This is a genomic window from Pseudoduganella rivuli (assembly GCF_009674485.1).
GTDB lineage: Bacteria > Pseudomonadota > Gammaproteobacteria > Burkholderiales > Burkholderiaceae_D > Rugamonas > Rugamonas rivuli_B.
Genome location: NZ_WKJJ01000027.1, coordinates 58,218 through 83,025 on the forward strand (window position 1 = coordinate 58,218; position 24,808 = coordinate 83,025).

The window sequence follows — 24,808 nt, forward strand, 5'->3', positions numbered from 1 at the left end:
CCAAGGGAAAACAATATGGTAGTGAATTTGAAAAACGAAGCAGGCTTACTCCGTCAAGTCAAAGTTGGTTTTTCGTGGACGGCATTCTTTTTCGGCGGTATCCCATTCTTCTTCCGCGGCATGCCCGGATATGGCGCGCTGTGGATTCTGCTGGCCATGGTCACCTGCGGAATCAGCAACCTGGTTCTGTGCTTTATCATCAATAAGCAAACTGCACATTATTATCTCGAACGTGGCTACAAGCCAGAAGGCGCTGGCTGGGATGTCGCCGGCCCTAAATGGGGAGTTTCCGTTCCTGCCTATGCATAATTCGGGCAAGGACATGACCATGGAACAAGGCGAAGACGTCCACGGCAGCGGCGGCGAATGGCATTACGAATTGAACGGCGCCAGACTGGGCCCGATCAGCGATGCAGCCGTGCGGGCACTTATTTCTGAGCAAAAACTGACCCGCAACTCATTTGTTTGGAAAAAAGGACTGGCCGACTGGACCACAGTCGGCAACACAATTTTCTCCAATGAGTTTATTGAAAGCCCGCCTCCGCTATCTGGCGCTGCGATTGATAACAGCTTGGTCTGGTGGCTGGCGGTGGCGCCGCTTGCCGGCATGTTCCTGGCCGGTTTTTTATCGGGGTTAACGCAGAAGGATATCGGCAACTTCTGGTGGGTCACACTGGCGCTGAATATTGTGCTGTCCACCCTCGATGAAAAGAAACTGCAAAAGGCTGGACATGATACCTCGCGTATGGGCTCGGCCTGGCTAGTCCCGGTCTACCTGTACAAACGTGCCGAGGTACTCAAGCAGAAGAATACTTATTTCATTGTGTGGGTTGTGCTGTTCTGCTTGTCGCTACTGGCTGACGCCTGATATATAACGAGGCCAAGCCTTGGGGAGGGATCGTGAGAAACCTCCCTTGCCGCACCACCAGCGCATGCCACGTCCCGGCAAAATGATTAACAGCAATGCAAAAAGCCCAGTGCATGCACTGGGCTTTTCTTTATTCTGGCTCCCCGACCTGGACTCGAACCAGGGACCTGCGAATTAACAGTCCTTTGTGCCATTGAAGTGCTAACGCTGTAAATATAAGGCTTCTTGCATGGCATGTGGGTAATATTTCCCACTATTCACTGCAAACTTTGCAGCATCTGAGCAGCATCCCCCGAGTTCCTGAAGCCGGCCTCAACTGAATGGCATTACGGCAAGAAGACCCATTTCCCAGTCGGTGGCGAGGGTCGCCACGCTACTGGATACCTGTGGACCGCCGTTGGCCATGGTCCACAGGTAACTTGATCCGCTTGTGGTGTTGTACCACAGGATGTCGTCAGTGCCGTCGCCATTGAAGTCGTCAACCTGCGCCACATGCCACGCCGTGTCCAAAAGCTCAAGCGAGGAACTTGCCGTAACAGCCGCGCCATTCATGCGCCAGACGGCGTTCGCACCGGTGGCAGTATTGCGCCACAAAATATCAGCCTTGCCATCACCATTCAAGTCGCCGACACCACCCACCGACCAGGCAGTGGCCATGCTGGCGACCCCGGTGCTTGACGAGACGCTTGCGCCATTCATCTGCCAGAGATAGTTGATGCCGCTTGCCGTATTGCGCCACAGAATGTCGTCTTTGCCATCTCCATTTAAATCACCGACACCGCCAACCACCCAGTCCGTCGAAAGGAGCTCCAGCGGCTGGCTGGTCGCGACCGACGCGCCATTCATCAGCCACAGGTAATTTCCGCCGCCGGTGTGGCGCCACAGAATATCTTCCCTGCCGTCGCCATCGAAGTCGCCTGTCCCTGCCACCGACCAGCCAGCGCCATTGCCGGCGACAGGCTGCGACGCCGTGACGCTGCTGCCATTCATCGTCCACAGGTAATTTTCATAGGTGTCCGTGTTGTGCCACAAAACGTCCGCCTTGTCGTCACCGTTGAAGTCACCCAGCGCGGCAATGCGCCACGGCGCCCCCAGCCCAGGCACCTGCGACGGGCTAATCACCTGGTATCCATCCATAGTCCACAGGTAGTTCGCGCCAGTGGTGGGATTATGTAAAAAGACATCCGACTTCCCGTCGCCGCCAAAGTCGAATCGAGGGGTACGGGGGGCCGTCGTGGAAGCCTGCGACGTCCCCATGCTCCAATCAGTTGCGAGGGATGTAACGGAATGCCCGGTGGAGACGCTGCTGTTGACCATGGTCCACTGGTAGTTTGCTCCCGTCGTGTTATTACTCCACAGAATGTCGTCTATACCGTCGCCATTGAAGTCATCGACCTGGGCCACGTGCCATGCCGTATCCAGCAGCTCAAGCGAGAAAAATCCTGCAGACGCCGAGCCATTCATACGCCAGATCGCGTTCGCACCAGTAGCGGTGTTGCGCCACAGAATGTCCTCTTTGCCATCACCATTAAAGTCGCCGATACCGCCGACCGACCAGGCGACGGCAATGCTGGCGACCCCTGCACTTGACGTGACGCTGGCGCCATTCATCTGCCACATATAGTTAGCGCCGCTTAACGTGTTGCGCCATAAAATATCGTCTTTGCCATCCCCGTTAAAGTCGCCGATGCCGCCAACCATCCAGTCCGTCGAAAGCAACTCCAGCGGCTGGCTGGTCGTAACCGACACGCCATTCATCAGCCACAGGTAATTTCCGCCGTCGCTATGGCGCCACAAAACATCGTTCTTACCATCGCCATTGAAATCCCCCGCCCCCGCCACCGACCAGCCCGCGCCGTTGCCGGCAACAGGTTGCGACGCCGTGATGCTGCTGCCATTCATCGTCCACAGGTAATTCGCATAGGTGTCCGTGTTGTGCCACAACACGTCTGCCTTGCCATCACCAGTGAAATCGGCCAGCGCGGCGATGCGCCACGGCGCCGCCAGTCCGGGCACCGGTGACGAATTCGTCACCTGGTATCCATTCATCGTCCACAGGTAGTTCGCGCCCGTGGTTGGGTTGTGCAAAAAGACATCCGACTTCCCGTCGCAGCCAAAATCGCGCCGAGGCGCACGGGATGCCGCCGTCGGCTCGGACGTCCCCATGTTCCAGTCGGTGGCGAGGGTCGCCACGAAACTGGAGATCTGAGGACCGCCGTTAGCCATGGTCCACAGGTAGTTGGATCCGGTCAGGGTATTACGCCACAGGATGTCGTCGGTGCCGTCGCCGTTGAAGTCATCGGCCTGGGCCACTATCCACGCGGTGCCCAGCGACTCAAGCGAGGAAGTTGCCAGCACAGCCGAGCCGTTCATGCGCCAGACAACACTTGTACCGGTCTCAGGCTGGCGCCACAGAATGTCATCCTTGCCATCGCCATTAAAGTCGCCGACACCGCCCACCGACCAGGATGGAGTCAAGGAGGGGACGCTGCCGCTTGCCGAGACGCTGGCGCCATTCATCTGCCAGAGATAATTTGCGCCGTTTGCCGTGTTGCGCCACAGAATGTCGTCTTTGCCATCCCCGTTTAAGTCGCCGATGCCGCCAACCGCCCAGCCCGTCGCAAGCAACTCCAGCGGCTGACTGGTTGCAACCGACGCGCCATTCATCAGCCACAGGTAATTTCCGCCGCCGCTATGGCGCCACAAAATATCGTTCTTACCATCGCCATTGAAATCCCCCGCCCCCGCGACCGACCAGCCCGCGCCGTTGCCGGCAACAGGTTGCGACGCCGTGATGCTGCTGCCATTCATCGTCCACAGGTAATTCGCATAGGTGTCCGTGTTGTGCCACAACACGTCCGCCTTGCCGTCGCCGGTAAAATCAGCCAGCGCGGCGATGCGCCACGGCGCGCCCAGCCCAGACACCTGCGACGAATTCATCACCTGATATGCATCCATCGTCCACAGGTAATTCGCGCCCGTCGTTGGGTTGTGCAAAAAGATATCCGACTTCCCGTCGCCGCCAAAATCACGACGCTCAGAAGTTCCACCCAAGACGTAGCGAGCGGAGTGGTATGTCGCCTCCACCAGCGTCACCGTATCATCGAGCGGTCGTGTGCCTCCAGACTTCCGCAGGTCAATATCAGTCCCTTCCGTGGTGCCGAACGCCAGTATCCCGGGCATGGAAACTCTCCTCAAAAAGTTATCTTTATCTTTTCCAGTACGTTCGTGCAAAGGCGTAATGTCGCCGAACTGAGGAGGTCACCGCATCACCAGGCGCCCCGTATGCGGGCAGCCAGAAACTCATCATATAACATACCAATAACGCGGAGTGTGTCAATGACCTGGACAGTCCTTCACGGCGCCGATGACCGCAAAGCCCTGCAACCAAGCCCTATCCCACACCAACAATCATATTGGCCCCAAGTGCAGCGCGGCCCCACGCAATGCCCCCGCAATGGCAGCCCGGCAATGACCTGCCTGCCGTTACTCAACAAGCAAGATGGTCAGACAAAAATTTAATTAGCAGCAGAAGCATCGCAGCGCTTCCTTGCCTGCCAAGACTTAGGCTACCGGGCATCCGATCTCCTTCAAACAAACGCAATAGTTTGAGTAGAAGGACCGTCAGACCGAATTTAGATGAAACATTGGGTTAATGCAGTCGCCCCTGAACCCCAAGAAGGAATCCATTACTCCATAATGTTTTATGGTGGACGCCTACTAAGTCATCTAAGTGCCAACGACAATGATATTTGTGAATTTATATCATTAAGATCATTAAATAGAAATATGGCCATTATTATAGATAGCGACCGAAAAAGCGCACATAGTGGGGTTAATGATACTAAGAAGAGGGTGATAGAGGAATTTAGAAGAAACTCAGAGCCTGCATGGTTAACTGCTGGAAGAGAGAGAGAAAACTACATTCCTCCTGCTTTATTAGAAACATCGCATCGATGAGGTTGTAAAATTGATTAAAAGGGCTAACGCATAACGACCCCAAGTGCTACGCAGACGCCCTCCATCGCCTTGGGATACCCTGCCCCAAACGCCTCCGTTCGGCCCAATAAACTGGCCCTGGAAAGCAAAAAACCCAACCGGGTAAGGGCTGGGTTTTAGGCTTGCTGCATGTTCTGGCTCCCCGACCTGGACTCGAACCAGGGACCTGCGGATTAACAGTCCGTCGCTCTACCGACTGAGCTATCAGGGATTAGAGGTTACTTCTCAAGACATTTGGCTCCCCGACCTGGACTCGAACCAGGGACCTGCGGATTAACAGTCCGTCGCTCTACCGACTGAGCTATCAGGGAATTGTCTTCAGAAATATCCGAAGACAGAGATTTTAGAGCACCTTGGCGATAGCGTCAACCACCTTGTCGATGTTCTTCGAGTTCAGCGCGGCCACGCAGATGCGGCCGGTGTCCACGGCGTAGATCGATTCGGCGCGCAGCGCGTCCACTTGCGCCTTGGTCAGGCCCGAGTACGAGAACATGCCGACTTGCTTGTTGACGAATTCGAAGTCGTGCGAGGGCGCTTTTTCTTTCAGCTTTGCCACCAGGGCGCCGCGCATTTCCTTGATACGCACGCGCATCGCGGCCAGTTCGTCTTCCCACAGCTGGCGCAGTTCCGGCGTGGTCAGCACGGTCGACACCACTTTGCCGCCGTGTACCGGCGGGTTCGAGTAGTTGGTGCGCACCACGCGCTTCAGTTGCGACAGCAGGCGGGCAGCTTCTTCAGCCGACGACGCCACCACGGACAGCGCGCCCACGCGCTCGCCGTACAGCGAGAACGATTTCGAGAACGAGTTCGAGATCAGCAGCGGGCCGCCGGCGTCCGCGAAGCGGCGCACCACGGCGCCGTCTTCCGCGATGCCGGCGCCGAAGCCCTGGTAAGCCATGTCCAGGAATGGAATCAGGCCGTTGGCGGTGATCACGGAAATGATCTGGCCCCACTGGTCGGCGTTCAGGTCGGCGCCGGTCGGGTTGTGGCAGCACGCGTGCAGCAGCACCACGGAACCGGTCGGCATGGCTTTCAGGTCAGCCAGCATGCCGGCGAAGTTCACGCCTGCCGTGCTCGGATCGTAGTAGGTGTAGTTGTTGACTTTGAAACCAGCGCTTTCGAACAGGGCGCGGTGGTTTTCCCAGCTTGGGTCGGAAATGTACACTTGCGCGCCCGGAGCGAAACGCTGCAGGAAGTCCGCGCCGATTTTCAGTGCGCCGGTGCCGCCGATGGCTTGCACGGTAACGGCACGTTTCTCTTGAATTACCGCGCTGTCGGCACCAAATACCAGCTCTTGCACTGCCTTGTCGTAGGTCGCCAGACCTTCGATCGGCAGGTAGGTACGCGGAGCAGCTTGTTCAATCAGAATCGCTTCAGCTTTCTGCACGCAGGCGAGCAGCGGCACTTTGCCGTTGTCGTCATAATAGACACCCACGCCCAGGTTGATCTTGGCCGGGTTGGTGTCTGCATTGAAGGCCTCGGTGATGCCGAGGATCGGGTCGCGCGGAGCCATCTCGATGGCGCTGAAAACGGAAGAAGTCGTCATGATAAGATTGAAGTCAATTGGAAGCGTTTCGCTGCAGAAGGGCATGCACCCGAACAAAATCCGGTCTTGCACGCCAACAATCGCATATTCTATCAAAAGTTAAGGTCCCACCACTATGCAAGATTTGCATGGATCCGCAGCATCAGCGGCCACCGTCGTTACGTTTCCCGACTCCCCGTACAAACTGCACCAGCCCTTCCCGCCCGCCGGCGACCAGCCGACGGCCATCGATGGCCTGGTGGAAGGCATCGAGGATGGTTTGTCGTTCCAGACCTTGCTGGGGGTAACGGGCTCCGGCAAGACGTACACCATGGCCAACGTCATCGCGCGCAGCGGACGGCCGGCCATCGTGTTCGCACCGAACAAGACGCTGGCGGCCCAGCTGTACAGCGAGTTCAGGGAATTCTTCCCTGAAAACGCGGTGGAATACTTCGTTTCCTATTATGACTACTATCAGCCGGAAGCGTATGTGCCCCAGCGCGACTTGTTCATCGAGAAAGATTCCTCGATCAACGAGCACATCGAGCAGATGCGGCTGTCGTGCACCAAGTCGCTGATGGAGCGGCGCGACGTGGTGATCGTCGCCACCGTGTCGGCGATTTACGGTATCGGTAATCCCAACGAATACCACCAGATGATCCTGACGCTGCGCCAGAAGGACAAGGTGTCGCAGCGTGACGTGATTGCGCGCCTGATCCAGATGCAATACACGCGCAATGAAATGGACTTCGGCCGCGGCACGTTCCGCGTGCGCGGCGACACCATCGACATCTTCCCGGCCGAACACGCGGACCTGGCGGTGCGGCTCGACATGTTCGACGACGAAATCGACAGCATCCAGCTGTTCGACCCGCTGACGGGCCGGGTGAAAACCAAGATTCCCCGCTTCACCGTGTATCCGGGTTCGCATTACGTGACGCCCCGCTCCACCGTGCTGCGCGCAATTGAAACCATCAAGGAAGAATTGCGCGACCGGCTGGAGTTCTTCCGCCGCGAAAACAAGTTGCTGGAAGAACAGCGGCTGGAACAGCGCACCCGCTTCGACCTGGAAATGATGGCGGAAATCGGCTTTACCAAAGGCATCGAAAACTATTCGCGCCACTTATCCGGCGCGAAAGCGGGCGAACCGCCGCCGACCCTGGTCGATTACCTGCCGAAAGACGCGCTGATGTTCCTCGACGAATCGCACGTGCTGATCGGCCAGTTGTCGGCCATGTATAACGGCGACCGTTCCCGCAAGACCAACCTGGTCGATTACGGTTTCCGTTTGCCGTCCGCGCTGGACAACCGCCCGCTGAAGTTCGAGGAATTCGAAGCCAAGATGCGGCAAACGATTTTCGTCTCCGCCACCCCGGCGGAGTATGAAAAGCAGCATGCGGACAATGTGGTGGAACAGGTGGTGCGTCCGACCGGCCTGGTCGACCCGCAAGTGATCGTGCGCCCGGCCCGCACACAGGTCGATGACCTGATGTCGGAAATCCAGGACCGCGTCGCGAAGAATGAGCGGACGCTGGTCACCACCTTGACCAAGCGCATGGCGGAACAGCTGACGGAATATTTATCCGATCACGGCATCAAGGTGCGCTACCTGCACTCGGATATTGAAACCGTGGAACGGGTGGAAATCCTGCGCGACTTGCGCATCGGCACCTTCGACGTGGTGGTCGGCATTAACTTGCTGCGCGAAGGCCTGGATTTGCCGGAAGTGTCGCTGGTGGCGATTCTCGATGCGGACAAGGAAGGCTTCCTGCGTTCCGAGCGTTCGCTGATCCAGACCATCGGCCGCGCGGCGCGTAACCTGAACGGCGTGGCGCTGCTGTATGCGGACCGCATCACGGACTCGATGGAACGCGCGATTGGCGAGACGGAACGCCGCCGCGCCAAGCAGATCGCGTTCAATGCGGCGAACGGCATCACGCCGCGCGGCGTGCACAAGGTCATCAAGGACATGATCGACGGCGTGTACAGCCCGCAGGATGCGCGCGGCGACCTGGCCGTGGCGGAAACCGCGGCCAAGTACGAAGCCATGAGCGAGAAGCAGATCAGCAAGGAAATCAAGCGCCTGGAAAAGCTGATGCTCGACCACGCGAAGAACCTGGAGTTCGAGAAGGCCGCGCAGGTACGCGACCAGCTGCACAAGCTCAAGGAGCAGTTGTTCGGGGCGCCGGGCGCCGATGTGATTTCTTAAATTGTTGCGTTTCGGATAATATTTTGGGGTGGGAGTATTTTTGATTTCAAATAATCAACTATACTGAAGCGCTCGTACACTTGCGCCCTGCCCTGAAATGCCTTCTTTCTTTTGCCGGTTCCGCCCCGGACGTGGACTGATCCATCTGGGCGCGGCGGCCATCTTCGGCCTGACCTGCATGCCGGCGTTGCCGGCTGCGGCGCCCGCCGCCGGGCCATCGGTGCCGCCGCTGGCCCGCTGGGCGCAATTGGCGCTGCCGTTGTTCCAGCATATTTTGCCGCAAGCCGGCATGCCCAATCCTCTCGTCATGGCGCTGGCCCAGGATCGCGAGGGCTATATGTGGGTCGGCACCCAGGGCGGCCTGGGGCGCTGGGACGGCTACCGTTTCCGCAACTACCTCAATACCCCCGGCGACGTCCATTCGCTGCCGGACAACCCCATCAACGCCCTCCATGCCGACCCCGCCGGCCATTTATGGGTAGGCACGAGCAGCGGCGGTCTCGCGCGTTATGACCGTGAGCACGACCACTTTGTCAGTTTTCGCGCAGGCGCCGCAGGGCTGTCCGCCGACTGGGTCACGTCCCTGGCCGACGATGGCGAGGGTGGACTGTGGGTCGGCACCAATGGCGGGTTGGACCGTCTTCCCGCCAAAGCCGAGCCTGGCGGCGCGGTCGCCCACTATCGGCAATCGGATGGATTACCGTCCGACGGCGTGCGCGCGCTGCACCGCGACGCAGCCGGTATCGTCTGGGTCGGCACGACCAATGGCCTGGCCCGCTGGGATGCGCAAGGCAAACGCTTCACCACGGTCGCACTCCGCAGCACCAACGCCAGCGCCAACGGCGAAGCCATCACCGTGTCGAGCCTGTTTTGCGCCAGCGACGGACGGCTCTGGATCGGCACCCATGCGCATGGCGCCATGGTGCTGGATCCCCAAACCGGCGCCATCAAAACCATCCCGGCGCCGCGCAATATTCCTGCCATCGGAGAATCCCGTCCCGGCGAAATATGGCTCAGCAGCTACGCCGATGGTTTGATTGCAGTCGACGCCGCCACGCTGCGCACGCACACCATCCGCCACGATCCCTACTCGCAGGACAGCCTGATCAACAATAATGTGCGCGCCATGCTGCGAGATAGCGCCGGCGTACTCTGGCTCGCCACCGACAGCGGCATCAGCCGCCAGTATTCCGGCTGGGCGACCGCCTCCGTGGGGCAAAGCCAGCGCATTCCCGCACTGGAAGTGTTGTCCGTCATGACCCGCGCCAGCGGAGAAGTCTGGCTGGGAACGCTGAGCGGCGGCATCCATATCCTGGAGCCGCAAAACGGAAAAATCACCAGCTTGCTCAGCGGACCTGCCGGGGCGGCGGCCGCCCTGCCCGAGGCCGGCGTGACCAGCATGGTTCCGCTTGCCAATGGCGACATCGCGGTGGGCACCACGTCAGGCCTGTACCGCACGGACAGCAAAGGCAAGGCGGCGGTGCCTGTCCCGGTGCCAGGCCTGAACTCCAGGGAAGATATCCGGGTACTGAACCTGATCGGCGAGACACTGTGGGTCGGCACCAAGAACAATGGCTTGCATGCCGTTTCCCTCCCCCTGGCCAATGCCAAATCGGTGCGCATACCGGGCCTGGCCAGTTCCTACGTTACCGTCGTCATGAATGGCATGGGCAACGCATTGTGGGCGGGGACAAATAACGGTTTGCATCGCATCGATACCGGCACCGGTGCGGTGGTGGAGACCATCCAGGATTTGGCCAATGGCTGGGTAACGGCGCTGGCGCTGGATGGCCAGGGACGGCTGTGGATCGGCAGCTTCGGCGGCATCGACATCCTGCTGGGCCGGTCGCCCGATGGCAAGCCGCGCTTCCACCGGCTGGGCACGGCCCAGGGTCTACCCAACCTCAACATCAGCAAACTGCTGCCCGACCGCCAGGGGTATATGTGGGCCAGCACCGATGACGGCATCGTCCGCATCGATCCGGCCACCTTCGCCATCGAAGCGCTCAAGCGTGCCGACGGCGTCGCGTATCCGGGCTACTGGAACAATTCGGGTGCGGTCACGCCGGAAGGCGAACTGCTGTTTGGCGGTACCGCCGGCTTGACGGTCATCGCGCCGGAACGCTTGCAGCCATGGCGCCAGCGTCCGCCCGTGGTGGCGACCGATGTACGGGTGGGCGGCAAGCGGGTGCCGCTGCCGGAGAATGCGCCGCTGACCGTCACGCAAGGCGCCAACAGCTTTGCCGTCGAATTCTCGGCGCTCGACTTCAGCGCGCCGGAACTGAACCGTTACGCCTACCGCCTGGACGGTTTCGACAACGACTGGATCGTCACGGACGCCAGCCGCCGCCTGGCTTCCTACACCAACCTGGCGCCGGGTCACTACACCTTGCGCGTGCGGGGCAGCAACCGCGCCGGGATCTGGACCGAACAGACGCTGGCCATCGAAGTCGACGTCTTGCCGGCCTGGTACCAGACCTGGTGGTTCCGCAGCGTCATGGCGCTGCTGGTCGGCGGCACGCTGTATGCCGCCTACCGGTGGCGCATGCGCCAGGTGGCCGCGCAGCACGAGGCATTCGAAACGGAAATCGCCGCCCGCACGGCGGAGGTGGTGCAGCAAAAAGAAGAGGCCGATGAGCGCAGCGCCGAACTGGCCACCGTCAACCAGGTGGCGCAGCAATTGGCCAGCAAACTGGACTTCGATGGCTTGATCGCGGCGGTGGGCAATCAGGTGCGCGACGTCTTCAATGCCGACATTGCCTATGTCGCCCTGCTCGACCGCGCCAGCGGCTGGATCCACTTTCCCTACGTGCATGCCGAGGATGACACACCGTTGCGCTACGGCGAAGGCGTGACCAGCGCCATCATCGCCAGCGAACAAAGCCTGCTGGTGGCCGGCAATGGCGAAGCGCGCCGCAGCGGTCCCGGCGCCGCCATGGTGGGACGCGAAGTGTGCTCTTACCTCGGCGTCCCCATCATGGCCGCCGGCGTTGCCCAGGGTGTCGTGTCAGTGCAAAGCATCCACCACGATCGCGCCTATCACGCCAACGACCAGCGCTTGCTGGAAACCATCGCCGCCCACATCGGCGTGGCGCTGCAAAATGCCTTGCTGTTCAAGGAAGCGCAAGCGGCGCGCGGCAAGGCCGAGGAAGCAACCCAGGCCAAATCCATGTTCCTGGCCAATATGAGCCATGAAATCCGCACGCCGATGAATGCGGTGATCGGCTTGTCGCACCTGGCGCTGGACACGGATCTGTCGCCCAGGCAGCGCGACTACGTGCAAAAAATTCATAACGCCGGCAATTCCCTGCTGGGTATCATCAACGACATCCTCGACTCGTCAAAAATCGAAGCCGGCAAGCTCGATATCAACCTGGCCGACTTTGACCTGGATGACGCGCTGGCCCATGTGGCCGCCATCACCGGCGGGCGCGCCGTCGACAAGGGGCTGGCCTGCCATGTTGACGTGCCCGCTGACGTTCCGCGCAGCTTGCACGGCGATGCGCTGCGGCTGGGACAAGTCTTGATCAACCTGCTCAACAACGCGATCAAGTTCACCGCCCAGGGCGAAGTCGCGCTGGCCATCCGCGTGCTCGAATCGAACCCGGATCAGCACCGTACCCGGCTGGAATTCACAGTGCGCGACACCGGCATCGGCATGACGGCGGAACAGCTGGGCAAACTGTTCCAGGCGTTCACGCAGGCCGATGGCTCCACCACGCGCAAGTTCGGCGGCACAGGCCTGGGATTGAGCATCTCGAAAAACCTGGTCGACCTGATGGGCGGCACGATCCGCGCCGAAAGCACGCCTGGTGTGGGCAGCGTTTTTGTGTTCGACCTGTGGTTCGGCACTGCGCGGCAGGCGCCGCAAGCGGCGGCATCCCGCCGCGCCGCGCAGCATCACGCCGCGGGATACATTCCCCGTTTCGAGGGTGCCCGCGTATTACTGGCCGAAGACAACGGCATCAATCAGCAAATCGCCATTGAATTGCTGACCCGCTGCAACATCGAAGTCGACGTGGCGGCCAATGGACGGTTGGCGCTGGACTGTCTGCAAGCACACGCTCCCGATCACTACCAGCTGGTCTTCATGGATTTGCAAATGCCGGAAATGGATGGCCACGCCGCCACCAGGCGCATTCGCGCCGATGCCAGTTATGCCACCCTGCCGGTGATCGCCATGACGGCCAGCGCCATGTATGAAGAGCGTCAGCGCTGCAAGGAGGAAGGGTTTAACGACCATATCAGCAAGCCGCTGATCCCGGCCGATCTCTACCGCATGCTGGCGCAGCACCTGTCCGCTTTCCTGCACGCGGACCAGCCGCTGCCGGATGGCGCCGGCCATGCACCAGTCTTGCCGACAGCACTGCCGGGCATCGACCTGGTCCGCGCGCGGGCCAGTGTCAACGGCAACGAAGCCTTGCTGTCCAAGCTGCTGCGCAGTTTCGCCGAAGGCCAGCGCGACATGGCAGACCGCATCGAAACGGCGCTGCGGCAGCAGGATTACACCAGCGCGTTACGCCACGCCCATACCTTGCGCGGCCTGGCCGGCAGCATGGGCGCACTGCGGACACAAGAGCTGGCAGACGAGATTGAAACCGCGATGCAAAGCCCGGCGACGCTGGCGACAGTGGCGGAATACCTGGACGGGCTGCGCTGGGAACTGGCCAGGGTGTGCGACGGCATCGCCGCAGGGCTCCCGGCGGCAGCCAGGGCAAACAGCCCTGGCCGCCCTCACCGGGCCTGGCAAGCCGACCTGCAAGAACTGGCAGCGCTGCTGCGGGGCATGGATGGCGGCGCCATCGATTGCTTTGCCAGCCACAGCGATGAATTCACGGCGAGCTTTGGCGTGGACGACACCCGGACGATACAACGCTTCCTGGACAAGTATGACTTCGACGGCGCGTATGCCGCCCTGTCATCGGTTGCCGGCAAATATGCGCTGGATTTATCACGGGAATAGTCGACTAAAAACCAACAGTAATATTCTGTCGTAAACAAATAAGGTTAAGATAGCAACGCTTGCCTTGGCCCCGATCCCGCCATTTTTGTTCGCCTCCCCATCCCCGCGGCTGATGTTTTTTACTTCCCGTGAAAGCACACCATGAACGATGAAGCGATGCAGCATTTGCACATCATTAAAGCGAATACCTTCCTTCGGATAGTCCTGTGGCTGATGTTGGTGCTCTCGCTGTGCCTTGCCCAATGGCATCAGACGTGGAGCGCCGTACTGTGGGTAGGTCTCCCCTGTGCACTGATCCCCACCATATTGATGGCCCGGTTGCCGCACGCACTGGTCACACGACTGTGCGTCAGCGCGTCCCTGATGGTCTTTTGCGCGCTCAATATCTTCCAGGCCCGGGGCATGACGGAAACCCATTTCGGCGTCTTCGTCATGCTGTCGCTGCTACTGTTTTACCAGGACTGGCGAGTCATCGTTATGGGCGGCGCCGTGATTGCCGTGCACCATCTGTCCTTCAACTTCCTGCAGCAGGCGGGGTATGGCGACATCTGCTTCACCGACCCCGGCATCGGCATCACGCTGGTGCATGCCGTGTACGTGGTGGTGGAGTGCGCGGCGCTGTCCTACCTGGCGATGTTGCTGCGCAATGAAAGCGTCGCCGCCAACTTGAGCCAGTGGCGCTTGCAAAGCAACGCCAACCATCTGGGCACGATCGTTGACCAGTCGCAGCAGGGGATCAACGCCATCAACGCCGCCTCGATTGAGATCGCCAACGGCAATGCCGACCTGTCGGCGCGTACGGAATCGCAGGCAGCCAGCCTGGAAAAGACCATCAGTACGATGGAAGACCTGACGGCCACCGTGCAGCAAAATTCCGAGCGCTCGCGCGACGCCAATCAACTGGTGACGTCGGCATCGGCCATTGCCGGCAGCGGCGGACAAATGGTGTCGGAAGTGGTCAGCACCATGGGCTCGATCCGCGAAAGTTCACGCCGCATTGTCGACATCATCGGTGTCATCGACGGCATTGCATTCCAGACCAATATCCTGGCGCTGAATGCCGCGGTGGAAGCGGCGCGGGCCGGCGAACAGGGACGCGGCTTTGCCGTCGTGGCCAGCGAGGTGCGTTCACTGGCGCAGCGCAGTGCCACGGCAGCCAAGGAAATCAAGGATTTGATCAAGGATTCCGTCGATAAAATCGAAACGGGCGGGAAGCTGGTCGATGCGACCGGCGCGACCATGGCGCAGTTGGTGACATCCGTGCATCAGGCTGCCGTCATCATGAGCGAGATGCACGAAGCCAGCCAGTTGCAAAGCACGGGCATCGCGCAAGTGAATCTGGCGATCCGCTCGATGGATGAAACCACGCAGCAAAATGCCGCGCTGGTGGAGGAAGTGGCTGCAGCGGCGGAAACCATGCGGGAATATACGGCGCAACTGGTGACATTGCTGGCGTCGCTGCCGCAAGACACGCATGGGCAGCCTGCGAGGAAGACCGCCACGCAGCATCTGAGCCTTGCAAATTGACCTGTAGGGCTGATTCGCGGGCACAGTGCTGCGTTCATCCCGCCTTATGGATTCTTGATCAAGTCCAGCGCGTCATATGCATAGCCGGGGCTCAGATACAACGTGCCCGAACTGCCGCTGGCGGGCGCCAGGGTCAGGATGTTCTGGCCCACCACCAGCTGTTCCACGGGAATGGTGTACGAGAACATCGCGTTATTGCCACGGTACGTGCCCACCGTCAGGCTGCGGCTATTGGGCTGCGATGACGCCGCCGGCACGGTCGACGTCCAGCCATTGACCGTCACCTGCGGCCGCGCGCTGGCGTACGCCGCCGTGATGCCGACCCGCAGCGTATAGGTGGAAGTGGCCGACAGCTGCGACTTGGCGAGATTGAAGCGCACGGTCATGCTGCCATTCACGTTCTTCCATTGGTAGGCGGGGAACCCGGTTGATGGCGTCGACGTGCCGACGATGTAGTCGGCCGGCGTCCAGTACGCCATGCGCACGTCGGACGGATGCATGGCGTTGACTTTGTCGCCGTTGAGGAATTCCTTCGGCGTGCCATCCCAGTTCCCGATGCGCCACAGCGCGGTTTCCGCGGACGGATCGTTGGCAATCGTGATGGTATTCAAGGTTTGCGTGCCGCCCGCGCTGACGGTCACGTTGCGCGTATCGACCGCCAGCTCGTTCTTGTAGATCGTCATCGTGTACGTGCCGGGCAACATGCCGGTCTTGTTGATGCTGCCGGTCGACGCATTGGCGCTGGCCCAGTATTGCGCGGTGCTGTTGGCGAAGCCCACCGTGTACGGGTAATTCGTGTCGCGGCCATTGATCCCCACCAGCGCGACGCCACCCCGCCCTGCCGCCCCGACATAACCGGTCAACCCCAGGTTGGCGACCCAGTCCATGTTCGGCATGGCCGGCGTCGCGCCGTTCGTGAACACCAGCGCATACGGGCCATGGAAGCCCATGCGGAACGCTTCCGTCTGTTCGTGGCCGGAATTCAGGTAGTTGTACAGTTCCGTGTCGCCATCGTTGGTGGTGCTGGCGCTCTGGTTCTGGATGTCGCGGTAGAACGGACCGCCGGAACTGCCTTCGCGGTTATCGAACGCCATGTACACGCCGACGTTGCTGCCGGTGATGCCGCGCAGGCCGTATTCGATGGAACGCTGGTTGCCGTAATACTTGGAGCGGGTTTCGCCATTGGCCAGGCCGAACACGTCGGAGCTTTCTATCGCGCCCGTGGTGTTGGACAGGTTCGATTCCTGCGGCACATTGGTCAGCACGGCCGCCTTCATGCGCGTGATCCAGCGGAATTCACCCACAGACGGTTCGGCCGTGATGTAGGTACCCATCACGATATTGTTTTCGTTGCGGCGCGCCAGGTAGTAATGGGTGCAGGAGCCCGTCTGCACGGTGACCTTGATGGTGTCGGTATCGACTTGCTGCGCATCGACGGCAACGTCGGTGATGCCGGTGTACAGGCCACTGAAACCGCTGGCGATATGGCTGCCCTTGGTCTGGCCCTGCAGTTCGACGCCGTTGTAATTAAGGCTGGAAATGTCGCCGATGCCGGCGCGGCTGATTTTCACGCGCTGGACTTTGAACACCAGGCCGGCGCCGGTGTCGATGGTGTAGTCGTTGGCGGTGGAAGTCAGGCCGAACGCGGCCTGGACGTTGAGGGATAAGGCGGACAATACGAGGCCGGCTGCGGCCAGGGTTTTCTTGTGCATCGCGTCTCCATTGGTATAGTTGGTATGACCGCTATTCGGGCGGCAAACCAGCTTAGATGGGAAGCGTTTGGCGTTGGACTCGACTTGGTGATTATTGCAATGCCGGGTTCTGGAACTCGATGCGGTTGTTGGCGTAGGCCCGCTTGCTGTGGTGGCCGAACACGCGCAGGTTTTCCTTGTTGTCCGCATTCGATTGCGCGCGCTTCAGGCGGCGCATCAGAGCCGGATCGTCGTTCGGCGTGTCCGTGGCGCTGAAGACATCGCGCCGGACACTTCCCCTGGCATCCGCGCCCCGTGAAATCATTGTCAGCGTGCGGCTGGCCGGATCGAAGTACAACCGCATCGCATCGGTATTCATGTCTTGCAGGTAGACGCCGCCGTCATGCCATTGCGCGTACCAGTGGTTGTCGCAGGCAGCCTTCGGTGCACGGTTCCATTCGCAGGCCATCAGGATCAGCACGTGCTCGTCATCCAGCGTCTTGATGGCGATACGGCCCTTGGTGTAGTTCCACGTGCTGACGGGCGCCGTGGTGGACGACGCCAACGTATATTCCCCTTCGAGCTGCCGCAGCGGCGCCTGGGCCGCAACGGCTGAGCAAAAACCCAGCGCGGCCACTGCCGCGAATGTGCACGTGTATCTGGTCATGGAGGACTTGCCGATGGACAAAGACCTGCACGATTTTAAGCGTTTTATGGAAGAACGTTCGCGCGCTTCCACGGCGTTTGTGAACGGTGACATCGGGCCACTGGCGGCGCTATCCGCCACCTCTTCACCCGCGACGTTTTTTAGCCCGAACGGCGGCGTGGTGCAAGGCGCCGAGGACGTCAACGCCGCCAACACCAAAGGGGCCAAGGCCTTTGCATCGGGCGAAAGCACGTTCACGGTGCTGCACATGGCGGCCGGTGGCGACGTGGCTTTCTGGAGCGGCTTGCAGCATGCAAAGGTCAGGTTTGCCGGCAAGCCGGATGACGTGACGATGGCGTTGCGCGTGACGGAGGCGTTCCGCCGGGAGGATGGGTGGTGGCTGCTGGTGCATCGGCACGCGGATCCGTTGGTCGAGGAGGCTAGGCCGCATTAGCCGCCAGCCAGCCCTGCTGCCAGCCGGTCCTGCAAATCCCCGCCTACCCGCTTGAATCCCAGCAGACGTGCAGCTGACCTGATCAGTTCTGCGTCTGCACCACCCGCATTATCCGTCCTGGCTATTGCAAGTGCAGCACGGATTTCAAGCATTGAGATATTGGCTGCTTTTACTGTGGCACCGGTTTCTTCAGCCCTGTCCCGTACCGGGACAGCCTCCAGTTGTACTTTTGTGAACCAGAAATCGCCATCCGACAGCACGTCTTCCTCCAAGGCTTGCGCCATTTCGAACGCAGCTTTTGTAGCGCTGACAATTCGTACACCGGCCTTCTCTTTACCAAAAGAAGACGCTACACGACGCGCGGCCTCCTCGTAATGAATAGGCCCTTCCTCACGCACAATACGAATGACAAGCCCAGCCAATCGATTCGTCGGGATTTCATGCGGCTCGTAAGGCCCCATCGCGACAACGCAACGCTTGTAAGGCGGCATTTGTTTGGCAGCTATTTCCGGCAATACCGGTATCGAGGAAACTGATGGCACAATCAGTTCAAGGGGAGTTGAATCAGCACTCGCTGCATTGGCGCCTTTTATGGCTATAGCAGCCTCGGAGGCTGCTTTTGCTTCATCAAGCGCACGCCGCAAACGCTCAATCTCTGCTTTACGGTTGTAGAACCAGTCAGTGCTCCAGATACGGTGAAAGCGCCAGCCCAAATGTTCCAAGACATCCTGGCGCAAGCGGTCGCGCTCCCGCGCCCATAGTGCGCTGTGATAAGTCGCTCCATCACATTCCACTGCAAGCAAATAGCTTCCCGGCCGGTCCGCATGACGAACACCCAAGTCGATACGAAATCCACTAGCTCCGACTTGCGCATCTGGTAAATAACCCAGGCTCTCGACAACATTCGCCACATCCTCTTCAAATGGCGATTCAGGGCCCCCTCCGCCAGCATAGGCGCCCGCCAGCGCCGCACCGCTGGCATAGTCCAGGTAATGCTTCAGAATCCGCACGCCGTCACGGGAGGTTCGGCTTGGATCAATGTCAGCCGGGTCAAATGAAGCAAAGACTTCGCAGCGCAAGCGCGCGCGCGTAAACAAGACATTCAGCCTGCGCTCACCGCCCTCGCCGTTAACCGGCCCAAAACTCATGCTGGTAAGACGTCCGCCTGCAATCACCGGTCCGTAGCAAACGCTCACAAGGATGACATCCCGCTCATCCCCTTGAACGTTTTCGATGTTCTTTACAAACACGCTTTCAGCACACCCATCGCGCAGGAAATCGTCCAGAACTCGATCGCTGCGGCGATGCAATTCCAGCAATTCTGAAATCAGATTACGCTGCGCCGATGAAAACGTTACGATACCCAGCGAAGTATCCGGGGAATTGCGCGCATGTTCCGCCACCCGGCGAACGATAGCTTCGCCTTCCAGCCGATTATCCCGCTTGCCCCCCTTATCGTAGACACCATCGACACGCGTAAACTTCAAGCCGAAAGCGGGATCGCTTTGTAATGGTGATGGTGGAAGAATCAGCTTGTCACCATAAAATTCGCGGTTGGAAACGTGAATCAGCGATGGATCACGAGAACGATAGTGCCACTGCAGCATGCGGGAATTCAGGCCACGGGCTTCGCATAGGCTGAGAATGCTTTCCATGGCCCCAACCTTCGCCGCACTGCCCAGCAACTCGTCGGTATTGTCTTCATCCGCCGCTTCGTCCACCTCATCGCTTAGCAGGCGGTCAAAGAACGATGATGGCGGCAATTGTTTCTGGTCCCCTACCACCACGATTTGCGCTGCCCGCGTAATGGCGCCCAACGCTTCCTCCGGGCGAACCTGCGATGCCTCATCTATCACCAACAAATCAAATGTCAACGCACCCGGCGGCAGGTACTGCGCCACCGAAATTGGACTCATCAGCATTACAGGCTTGATACGCTGCAGGGCGGTACCGGCAGTGGCGAACAGCTTGCGTAACGCAATATGACCCCGCTTCTTGCCTATTTCTCCGCGGATCACTTTCATCTCGCCCATTGCCCCCTGTGGCACTTGTGCCAAATGCCCTGCCACGATACTGGTGACGTTGTTCTTCAGGTGCGCGCGCTCATACGCAACAAATTCGGAAACGTTTCGATGACGATCCTGCAGAACAATCTCGCGCAGCAGTGGCGATGCTTCCCGGGCCATATTCCAAAGCGCCTCTGCCCGGGCGTAGCGAACCTCATTTGCAGCATCCGAAGCTAACAGCGTACCAGCCCGCATCTTCATACCAATATCGGGAATACCGGCTTTATCGATCTTCAAAGCCTGTGCTTGCAACGCCACCCAGCCTGGATAGCGCTCCATCGATGCCGACATGCCCCGCATCCACGAGGCGATCAAGCGGAATTCGCGGTGAGCCGCGAATACCTTTTCGCTTGGCCGCAACATCACCACAACTTCATCGATTGCAGCGAGTGCATGCGGCTGCAGTTTTTCAATACGTACCAGCAATTCCAAAAGGTGTTCTCGCTGGCTTGCCAATGCAAGCAACTGCACTGGCCCGCACGGTATCGGAGTATGTTGAGCTTGTTCGCACCAGACAAGCACAGCCCGCAAGCGCATGAAATCTGTCATCTCTCCGCGCCACTCCGAGCCCAACGATTGCGCACAATAGGCATCATCGGTCTTCCAGCGTGCCTTCAGTGCATGAATACCTAGCAAGCTATCCAGCAACGCCAGTCTTTCCGCCGCGGTCTTTGGCAATGCGCCTCGCAACATCCCTGCCAATTGACGCGAAGCACCACGATATGCGCCAAACCATCGGGCAAAAAACGATTGCGCCCCTTCCGCCAGGGCGCCTCGCAATGCGAGTGGCGATGTCTCGAACGCTGAGTCAACAAACAACGCACGGGCCGCATCACGTTCGGTACGCCATGCAACACCAGCTTCCACAATCTGCCGCAATCGCCCGATATCCTGCAAAGATTGTACCTGTAAGGCAAGCTCCGTTTCGTCCGCAGGCAAACCGCACAATGCCGTCAGCGTTTCCGCCAGCGTCCGGCCATTGGCTGCGGTCAGGGGAAAGTCGACTCCAAGTACTCCAGCCGCTTCGGACAGCGCTGCACTGTAGTCTTCAATGCGTTGAATTGCGCTATCCAGCAATCGCGTCAGCCGGGACAGGTCGGTCGGCTGCAAATCAAGGTTCCCGATGCCCACAAACGGATGTGCGTCCGGATGTCCTTCCGTGGACAGCAACTCACCGTACTTGTTCAGCACGTCGATCAGCGCATTTACTTGCCCGGACGCCATCCCTGTGAGGCTCTTGTCACCAATGCTGGGGGCGGGCACTTGCCGCCCAATCAGCAGCGACTGCGTTCCCATGACACTGAACGGCGTTTCCCCGCTTACACCTATCGGCCGATGCAATTGCTGGATCGCGAGATTCAACCTGTCCCGCGCCTGGGTTAGCTCGGTGGGTGCGCCAGGCATTGCGGGTGTAGCAGACGATGATTTGGCGATGGTGTGTGCCAACTCGGCAAGCACAGCCTTCTTATTTGCTGTACGGGAATGCAGTTCCAGGCAAATATCTTTCAAGCCCACTTTGACCAGCCGCTCATGCACAACGGACAATGCCGCCATTTTTTCGGCCACAAACAGTACGCGCCGTCCTTCCCTTACTGCTGCCGCAATGATATTGGTAATGGTCTGCGACTTACCTGTTCCCGGTGGTCCCTGCACTACGAGGTTACGTCCCTGCCGGACTTCTTCGATCACAATGGCCTGCGAAGCATCGGCATCAACCACATGAAAGATTTTTTCCGGTGGCAGCAAGTCATCCAAGCGATCTTCCGCGCGAATCAGTGGCGACTCGGATGCAAAGCCTTCATAAAGCAAACCCTGCGTAAGACCATGCTTTGTTAACGCCCCATCTGGCCACGCATCCGGCGACAGGTCACGGTACATGAGCAGCTTCGAGAACGAAAAGAAACCAAGCTGCATGCCGTCGTGCTCTATTTCCCAGTTGGCATGATGTGAGATCACCGACGCGATCTGGTCGAAATACGCAGCAGGAGTCCAGCCTTCATCAGTCTCGAGTTCGGGCAATGTCAGGCCGAAATCGTCTTTAAGACGCTGTTGCAAAGGAAGATTAGTGACCAGATCTTCGTCACGCAAACGCAGGTCATAAGTTGAAGTCCGCTGGTTGCGAACTAGTTGTACGGGCAACAGCACCAATGGCGCACTGCGGGGCATGGCGGATGCCTTATCCTCAAACCACGTGAGAAACCCAAGCGCCAGGTAAAGCACGTTGACGCCGGACTCCTCTTCTGCCGTCTGCGCTTCACGGGCAATTTTCAACAAGCGCTTTTGAAGCGCGTCCGGGCCCAGCCGGGTTTCCAATAAAGAGTCTGTATAACGCTCAGTATCAAATTCCTGCTCAGCGTTGCCAGCCAATCGAAGGTCATCTGGCTCTGTATCCTTGCCGATCGCAAGGAAACGCATAGCCTTCCCGCTGGAAAGAATTGCGTAAATATCGTCGGAACGTTCGTTGACGATATTAATGACGTTACCTCGAGTACTTTGTCGATTTACATGCACCAAGCGATTGCGAGTACCCGTCTCGACCAATCGTTTCCTTGCATCATCGAACAAACGTGCCAATGCCGGCTTGTCCTTGCCATGCGGCGGCTGTACAACGGCAGTATCACTCTGCCCATTCACTATTTCATCCATTCCGTTTGCCATTGCTAGCACCTTTCATCAAGTGCGCTGGCAGGCTTCAGGTATTGCAGCGCTGCGTAAATTATAAGAAACCTACAAAGCCAAAGAAAGGAAACACGTGAAATGAACGAATGCAAATATACAGGCTATGATTACGGCACCCAAGCCTCCGCAAGGACTTTCCGAAACACGTTGGATAAACCAGGCTCAACATTCTTTCGCTCAAAATGCGCAGGCGCGATTGAGTGCAAGCGATCCAGTTCCTTGACAATGAATTCCTGGATCGCAGGCACTTGCGGTGACAGACCCAATTCCGGACTGGCGCGCTTTTGTTCCAGCAGCGCATCGATGGCATTCAGCAATGGCCGGTCGCCATCGAGGGTTTCCAGCAGCTTGTGAAATTCGATCGGCGCCGGCGTGCCATACCGCTCGAGCCAGCGCACCGCAAGCAAGGGGCGCAGCACATAAAAGTACTTTTTCAATGGCACCAATTCCGTTTGCAAATATCCACGGAAATTCGTTTTTGCCATGCTGCGGTAATGGTAGATCCCGCTTTCAATGGAATACACATCGCGCATCAGCGCCCTGCTGTCGTCCGCAAATGCCCCCTGCTGCATATAGATGATCGGGGACTGTATCCATTCCATAAACGCGGGATTGGATTTCCAGAACAGCCGCAAAGCCTTGCGCAAATCCCAGCCATTGACATCCAGGTCGTCGACAATCGGATACTCAATGACGTCGCGCTTTTCCTCGAGACCAACCGACAAGTACCATTCCGGGCGATTCACATAAATAAAGCGGGCATCGTAATCGCTGTTGGGAGATGCAAATCCCCACGCGCGGCTGCCCGATTCGACGGCCAGCAGTATTTTGACATCATGGTCGCGCTCAGCTTTCGCCAAGCGCGCGAGCACTTCCGCTCGAACGTGTTCTTCAATCATTCGCTGCATTCTTCACATTACAGGGTCTTCACAAACTCGCGTATACCGCCCAGCAGCATCTCGATCGACATCGCCGCCAGGATCAAGCCCATCAGGCGCTCGAATGCCGTCATCACTTGCGGACCCAGCACTTTCTGCAAGCGCTCGGCGCCGAGGAACACGGCCAGCCAGACGATGACGACAGCGCCCAGTGCGGCCACGTGGATCACCACTTCGCCGGTACTTTCGCGGGAAAACAGCAGCACCGTGGCCAGCGCCGACGGGCCGGCCAGCGCCGGGATCGCCAGGGGCACAATGAATGGTTCGCCGCCTTCATTACGGCCCAGCACGCCATCCGGGTGCGGGAAAATCATGCGGATCGCGATCAGCAGCAGGATCACGCTGCCGGCGATGCGCAGCGACGCTTCCGACAGGCTCAGCGCCTTGAGAAAATGGCTGCCGAAGAACATGAACACCAGCAGCACCACGAACGCAATCAGGCATTCCCGCACGACGATTTTCGGACGACGCGCCGCCGGCACTGTGGCCAGCGCTGTGGCAAATAACGGCACGTTGCCGAACGGGTCGGTCACCAGCAGCAACAGGATGAAGGTCTGGAAGAAGTCTTGGGTCATGGAGGGTGGCTTTCAGCGAGTGATACAGTCTACACCACAGGCATGTCCCAGAGGAATCATTTGGCCATGACGAAAAAAAAGCGGGCCGCAGCCCGCTTCTTTCGACTATCCGCAACATTACTTCGCGGCTTCGCCCTTCTTGATCCACGCCGCCAGCTGGTGCGGGCGCAGGCCGTCGTAGTCTTCGAACGGCTGGTGAATCCATGGGTTGTGCGGCAATTCCTGCATCTGGTAATCCGGCTTGAAGGCGGACGAGCCTTTGGTCCAGATCACCGCGGTTTTCACTTCCGTCACGCCTTCGAAGTTGGCCTTGACGTGGTCGATCACCTTCATCAGGGTCACGCCGGAATCCGCCAGGTCGTCGACCAGCAGGATCTTGCCCGACAGCGGACCGCGGGTCATCGTCATGTACTTGGCGATGTCCAGGTCGCCCTGCACGGTGCCTTTGTCGGCGCGGTACGAGCTGGTCGACAAGATAGCCAGCGGTACATCGAAGATGCGCGAGAACACGTCGCCAGGGCGCACGCCGCCGCGCGCCAGGCACAGAACCATATCGAATTTCCAACCAGATTCATGCACCTTCAGAGCAAGGCGCTCGACCAGGCGGTTGTATTCGTCCCAGGACACCCACAGGTGCTTGTCGTCGGAGGGAGGGGTGCTCATTGTGT

At 59.2% G+C, this 24,808-nt stretch carries 16 protein-coding genes and 2 tRNA genes; 7 read left to right on the plus strand and 11 right to left on the minus strand.

Translation table 11 applies throughout. The annotated features are described in order from the left end of the window. Positions 1 to 15: 15 nt before the first annotated feature. Positions 16 to 309, plus strand: a complete 294-nt coding sequence (locus GJ700_RS35090) for a hypothetical protein (protein ID WP_195764062.1) — start codon at positions 16 to 18, stop codon at positions 307 to 309. Between the two features lie 19 nt (positions 310 to 328). After that, positions 329 to 868, plus strand: a complete 540-nt coding sequence (locus GJ700_RS30735) for a DUF4339 domain-containing protein (RefSeq protein WP_195764063.1) — start codon at positions 329 to 331, stop codon at positions 866 to 868. Positions 869 to 1,180: 312 nt separating this feature from the next. On the opposite strand, the gene GJ700_RS30740 is transcribed toward GJ700_RS30735, so the two are convergent. Then, a complete protein-coding gene (locus tag GJ700_RS30740) occupies positions 1,181 to 4,051 on the minus strand; it encodes an FG-GAP repeat domain-containing protein (protein WP_154381277.1) in 2,871 nt (956 codons plus the stop codon). Between the two features lie 456 nt (positions 4,052 to 4,507). Between GJ700_RS30740 and GJ700_RS30745 the strand changes: the two genes are divergently transcribed. Beyond that, the gene (locus GJ700_RS30745) at positions 4,508 to 4,828 is read left to right on the plus strand and encodes a hypothetical protein (RefSeq protein WP_154381279.1); all 321 of its coding nucleotides are present in this window, start codon (positions 4,508 to 4,510) and stop codon (positions 4,826 to 4,828) included. 174 nt (positions 4,829 to 5,002) lie between these two features. Here GJ700_RS30745 and GJ700_RS30750 read toward each other — a convergent pair. From GJ700_RS30750 to GJ700_RS30760, 3 genes are all read right to left on the minus strand, one after another. Further along, a tRNA-Asn gene (locus GJ700_RS30750) sits at positions 5,003 to 5,078 on the minus strand. Between the two features lie 24 nt (positions 5,079 to 5,102). Beyond that, positions 5,103 to 5,178 (minus strand) — tRNA-Asn (locus tag GJ700_RS30755). Between the two features lie 32 nt (positions 5,179 to 5,210). Next, complete coding sequence (locus GJ700_RS30760) at positions 5,211 to 6,413, minus strand: amino acid aminotransferase (protein WP_154381281.1); 1,203 nt, start codon at positions 6,411 to 6,413, stop codon at positions 5,211 to 5,213. A gap of 115 nt (positions 6,414 to 6,528) precedes the next feature. On the opposite strand from GJ700_RS30760, the gene uvrB reads away from it, so the two are divergent. Together uvrB and GJ700_RS30770 are read left to right on the plus strand one after the other, a co-directional pair. Beyond that, entirely contained in the window at positions 6,529 to 8,601 is a 2,073-nt protein-coding gene (gene uvrB, locus GJ700_RS30765; protein ID WP_154381283.1) for an excinuclease ABC subunit UvrB, read from the plus strand. A 97-nt stretch (positions 8,602 to 8,698) separates the two neighbouring features. After that, positions 8,699 to 13,564: a two-component regulator propeller domain-containing protein gene (locus GJ700_RS30770; RefSeq protein ID WP_154381285.1), complete on the plus strand. Its 4,866-nt coding sequence runs from the start codon at positions 8,699 to 8,701 to the stop codon at positions 13,562 to 13,564. Here GJ700_RS30770 and GJ700_RS35755 read toward each other — a convergent pair. Then, positions 13,553 to 13,981: a hypothetical protein gene (locus GJ700_RS35755; protein ID WP_229507335.1), complete on the minus strand. Its 429-nt coding sequence runs from the start codon at positions 13,979 to 13,981 to the stop codon at positions 13,553 to 13,555. The genes GJ700_RS30770 and GJ700_RS35755 overlap by 12 nt on opposite strands. On the opposite strand from GJ700_RS35755, the gene GJ700_RS35760 reads away from it, so the two are divergent. Continuing rightward, positions 13,967 to 15,091 carry a methyl-accepting chemotaxis protein gene (locus GJ700_RS35760; RefSeq protein WP_308700726.1) on the plus strand — a complete coding sequence of 375 codons (1,125 nt, stop codon included), beginning with the start codon at positions 13,967 to 13,969 and terminating at the stop codon, positions 15,089 to 15,091. The two genes, GJ700_RS35755 and GJ700_RS35760, sit on opposite strands and share 15 nt — an antisense overlap. Before the next feature lie 44 nt (positions 15,092 to 15,135). Here the strand turns inward: GJ700_RS35760 and GJ700_RS30780 are convergent, their stop codons facing one another. Next, positions 15,136 to 16,803: a rhamnogalacturonan lyase B N-terminal domain-containing protein gene (locus GJ700_RS30780; RefSeq protein WP_154381289.1), complete on the minus strand. Its 1,668-nt coding sequence runs from the start codon at positions 16,801 to 16,803 to the stop codon at positions 15,136 to 15,138. Between the two features lie 91 nt (positions 16,804 to 16,894). Continuing rightward, a complete protein-coding gene (locus GJ700_RS30785; protein WP_154381291.1) occupies positions 16,895 to 17,449 on the minus strand; it encodes a hypothetical protein in 555 nt (184 codons plus the stop codon). Positions 17,450 to 17,462: 13 nt separating this feature from the next. Here GJ700_RS30785 and GJ700_RS30790 point away from each other — a divergent pair, with 13 nt between their 5' ends. Next, positions 17,463 to 17,882, plus strand: a complete 420-nt coding sequence (locus GJ700_RS30790) for a YybH family protein (RefSeq protein ID WP_154381293.1) — start codon at positions 17,463 to 17,465, stop codon at positions 17,880 to 17,882. On the opposite strand, the gene GJ700_RS30795 is transcribed toward GJ700_RS30790, so the two are convergent. From GJ700_RS30795 to GJ700_RS30810, 4 genes are all read right to left on the minus strand, one after another. Beyond that, positions 17,879 to 22,606, minus strand: coding sequence for a DUF3320 domain-containing protein (locus GJ700_RS30795; RefSeq protein WP_229507336.1), 4,728 nt, complete (start codon positions 22,604 to 22,606; stop codon positions 17,879 to 17,881). The genes GJ700_RS30790 and GJ700_RS30795 overlap by 4 nt on opposite strands. A 128-nt stretch (positions 22,607 to 22,734) precedes the next feature. Further along, the gene (locus GJ700_RS30800; protein ID WP_154381295.1) at positions 22,735 to 23,526 is read right to left on the minus strand and encodes a nucleotidyltransferase domain-containing protein; all 792 of its coding nucleotides are present in this window, start codon (positions 23,524 to 23,526) and stop codon (positions 22,735 to 22,737) included. A gap of 17 nt (positions 23,527 to 23,543) precedes the next feature. Further along, complete coding sequence (locus GJ700_RS30805; RefSeq protein WP_154381297.1) at positions 23,544 to 24,140, minus strand: MarC family protein; 597 nt, start codon at positions 24,138 to 24,140, stop codon at positions 23,544 to 23,546. A 117-nt stretch (positions 24,141 to 24,257) separates the two neighbouring features. Then, positions 24,258 to 24,803: a phosphoribosyltransferase gene (locus GJ700_RS30810; RefSeq protein ID WP_154381299.1), complete on the minus strand. Its 546-nt coding sequence runs from the start codon at positions 24,801 to 24,803 to the stop codon at positions 24,258 to 24,260. Positions 24,804 to 24,808: the final 5 nt, after the last annotated feature.

Coding starts and splice junctions, on each gene's coding strand:
- GJ700_RS35090 (WP_195764062.1), top strand. CDS start 16: ATGGTAGTGAATTTGAAAAACGAAGCAGGCTTACTCCGTCAAGTCAAA.
- GJ700_RS30735 (WP_195764063.1), top strand. CDS start 329: ATGGAACAAGGCGAAGACGTCCACGGCAGCGGCGGCGAATGGCATTAC.
- GJ700_RS30740 (WP_154381277.1), bottom strand. CDS start 4,051: ATGCCCGGGATACTGGCGTTCGGCACCACGGAAGGGACTGATATTGAC.
- GJ700_RS30745 (WP_154381279.1), top strand. CDS start 4,508: ATGAAACATTGGGTTAATGCAGTCGCCCCTGAACCCCAAGAAGGAATC.
- GJ700_RS30760 (WP_154381281.1), bottom strand. CDS start 6,413: ATGACGACTTCTTCCGTTTTCAGCGCCATCGAGATGGCTCCGCGCGAC.
- uvrB (WP_154381283.1), top strand. CDS start 6,529: ATGCAAGATTTGCATGGATCCGCAGCATCAGCGGCCACCGTCGTTACG.
- GJ700_RS30770 (WP_154381285.1), top strand. CDS start 8,699: ATGCCTTCTTTCTTTTGCCGGTTCCGCCCCGGACGTGGACTGATCCAT.
- GJ700_RS35760 (WP_308700726.1), top strand. CDS start 13,967: ATGACGGAAACCCATTTCGGCGTCTTCGTCATGCTGTCGCTGCTACTG.
- GJ700_RS35755 (WP_229507335.1), bottom strand. CDS start 13,981: ATGGGTTTCCGTCATGCCCCGGGCCTGGAAGATATTGAGCGCGCAAAA.
- GJ700_RS30780 (WP_154381289.1), bottom strand. CDS start 16,803: ATGCACAAGAAAACCCTGGCCGCAGCCGGCCTCGTATTGTCCGCCTTA.
- GJ700_RS30785 (WP_154381291.1), bottom strand. CDS start 17,449: ATGACCAGATACACGTGCACATTCGCGGCAGTGGCCGCGCTGGGTTTT.
- GJ700_RS30790 (WP_154381293.1), top strand. CDS start 17,463: ATGGACAAAGACCTGCACGATTTTAAGCGTTTTATGGAAGAACGTTCG.
- GJ700_RS30795 (WP_229507336.1), bottom strand. CDS start 22,606: ATGGCAAACGGAATGGATGAAATAGTGAATGGGCAGAGTGATACTGCC.
- GJ700_RS30800 (WP_154381295.1), bottom strand. CDS start 23,526: ATGATTGAAGAACACGTTCGAGCGGAAGTGCTCGCGCGCTTGGCGAAA.
- GJ700_RS30805 (WP_154381297.1), bottom strand. CDS start 24,140: ATGACCCAAGACTTCTTCCAGACCTTCATCCTGTTGCTGCTGGTGACC.
- GJ700_RS30810 (WP_154381299.1), bottom strand. CDS start 24,803: ATGAGCACCCCTCCCTCCGACGACAAGCACCTGTGGGTGTCCTGGGAC.